Genomic DNA, 1,097 nt, shown 5'->3' with positions numbered 1-1,097 from the left:
ATGAATATAAATTGTTGATACAACAAGCCAAGAAATAAAAAGTATTTATTAAATACTATTCTTTGTGAGAACTAAAATTGTAATGATTTTAAATAATTGACTAAATAGGTCAAGCTACAAAGGGCGTATGGTGAATGCCTTGGCATCAGGAGCCGATGAAGGACGTGATAAGCTGCGATAAGCTTCGGGTAGGCGCACATAGCCAGAGATCCGAAGATTTCCGAATGAGGAAACTCACATGGGTTAACCCCATGTATTGTATAGTGAATACATAGCTATATGAAGGTAACCTAGGGAACTGAAACATCTAAGTACCTAGAGGAAGAGAAAGAAAAATCGATTTTCTTAGTAGCGGCGAGCGAAAAGGAAAGAGCCCAAACCAAAGATTTATCTTTGGGGTTGCGGATAGAACATTAACTTAGGAAGCTATTGTAATAGAACACAACTGGAAAGTTGGACCGTAGAAGGTAATAGTCCTGTATATGAAACGAGAAAGCCTAAAGTTCTAATCCAGAGTACCACGAGACACGTGAAACCTTGTGGGAAGCAGGGAGGACCACCTCCCAAGGCTAAATACTACCTGATGACCGATAGTGAAGCAGTACCGTGAGGGAAAGGTGAAAAGAACCCCGGGAGGGGAGTGAAATAGAACCTGAAACCATATGCCTACAACCGATCAAAGCCCCTTATGAGGGTGATGATGTGCTTTTTGTAGAACGAGCCAACGAGTTACGGTATGTAGCAAGGTTAAGTACTTAAGGTACGGAGCCGAAGGGAAACCAAGTCTTAATAGGGCGACTAGTTGCATGCTGTAGACCCGAAACCGGGTGACCTATCCATGGCCAGGTTGAAGCGAGGGTAAAACCTCGTGGAGGACCGAACCACGTTGCTGTTGAAAAAGCATGGGATGAGCTGTGGATAGCGGAGAAATTCCAATCGAACTCGGAGATAGCTGGTTCTCCTCGAAATAGCTTTAGGGCTAGCGTCGAATGATATGAGTAGTGGAGGTAGAGCACTGAATGGGCTAGGGGGCATAGCGCTTACCGAACCTTATCAAACTCCGAATGCCACATACTTTTAATTCGGCAGTCAGACTA

1 rRNA gene is annotated in these 1,097 nt (G+C 43.9%); it reads left to right on the top strand.

The features are described 5' to 3' along the window. Positions 1-107 precede the first annotated feature (107 nt). Positions 108-1,097: ribosomal RNA gene (locus ACQPUW_RS17215) — 23S ribosomal RNA — on the top strand; the annotation flags it as partial.

Source organism: Clostridium sardiniense (assembly GCF_050584765.1).
In the GTDB taxonomy this organism is placed as follows: Bacteria; Bacillota; Clostridia; order Clostridiales; family Clostridiaceae; genus Clostridium; species Clostridium sardiniense_A.
This window is presented reverse-complemented; position numbering and strand designations above follow the sequence as displayed.